The following is a 1,281-nucleotide window of genomic DNA, read 5'->3' as shown; positions in this document are numbered from 1 at the left end:
CAGGGCCCCGGCAAAGTCGTTCTGTAGGCCTGTGACGTGGTGTTTTGCAGGTGGAAGAGGCGCGCGGGCGTGTTCCGGTCCGGTTGGATGGAGGTTCCTACGCCTTACCGTCCGACCAGGGGATCACGCCCGCGCCATGCCATCGTCTCGTATCTCTGCCCCTGTTCGCACGCCCGCCTCGGATCATGAGCTGCTCGTCCAGTTGCTCGCTCGGATGCCTGATCCGCGCCGTCGGCGCGGGGTCCGGCACCCGGTGGGTGCACTGATCGCGGTGGCGGTGTGCGCGGTGGTGGCCGGAGCCCGGGGGTTCACCGCGATCGGGGAGTGGGCCCGAGACGCGGGAAGTGCCGCGCTGGAACGGCTGGGCCTGGAGCGGGGCGGGGTGGACGAATCAACGCTGCGGCGCCTGTTCGCCCGCCTCGACGCGGACCGTCTCGATGCGGTACTGGGAGTGTGGGCCCTGGCCAGGACTGCGCTTGTCGCGGGCCGCAGGGTGATCGCCGTTGATGGTAAGACGGTCCGCGGTGCACGCGGCGGCTCCACGGCCCCGCACCTGGTCGCTGCCCTCGCGCACGGGTCCGGGACGGTACTCGGCCAGATCGCGGTGAGCGAGAAGAGCAACGAGATCCCCGCCGCCCGACACCTGCTCCGCCTCCTCGACCTAGACGGTGTGGTCGTCACGATGGACGCACTGCACACTCAGCACGACACCGCGAGCCTGGTGACCGGGGCCGGCGGTGACTACGTCCTGACCGTGAAGGCCAATCAGAAATCGTTGTATGAACAGCTCAAGGCGCTCCCCTGGGCTTCGATACCCGCCGTCACCAGGACGGACCGAGGACACGGGCGCCGCACCACCCGCACGATCAAGGTCGTCGACGTGCCAGCCTGGGTCGAGTTCAGCGGAGCCGGACAGGTCGCCCAACTGCGGCGCACCGTCACCAGAAAGGGCCGACGGACCGTCGAGATCGTCTACCTGATCACCAGCGCGGACGCCCGCACCGCGCCACCCGCCGTCCTGGCCACATGGGTGCAGTCGCACTGGGAGATAGAGAACCGTCTGCACTGGGTCCGCGATGTCACCTTCGACGAGGACCGCTCCCAGGTCCGCACCGGCAACGCACCCCGCGTCATGGCGGGCCTGCGCAACACCGCGATCACGCTGCTGCGACTGCACGGACACAACAACATCGCCGCCGCCCTACGGCATCACGCACGCGACACCGACCGCCCCATCAACCTGCTCCTGACGGCGTGATCAACGACTTTGCCGGAGCCCTG

Annotated in this window: 1 protein-coding gene; it reads left to right on the top strand. The window is 68.9% G+C overall.

What is annotated here, in order from left to right:
* Positions 1-136: 136 nt before the first annotated feature.
* Positions 137-1,258, top strand: coding sequence for an ISAs1 family transposase (locus tag ABZ848_RS49530; protein WP_360843742.1), 1,122 nt, complete (start codon positions 137-139; stop codon positions 1,256-1,258).
* The last annotated feature ends 23 nt before the right edge of the window (positions 1,259-1,281 follow it).

This window comes from Streptomyces sp. NPDC047081, from assembly GCF_040643775.1.
GTDB lineage: Bacteria > Actinomycetota > Actinomycetes > Streptomycetales > Streptomycetaceae > Streptomyces.
This window is presented reverse-complemented; position numbering and strand designations above follow the sequence as displayed.

Coding starts and splice junctions, on each gene's coding strand:
- ABZ848_RS49530 (WP_360843742.1), top strand. CDS start 137: ATGCCATCGTCTCGTATCTCTGCCCCTGTTCGCACGCCCGCCTCGGAT.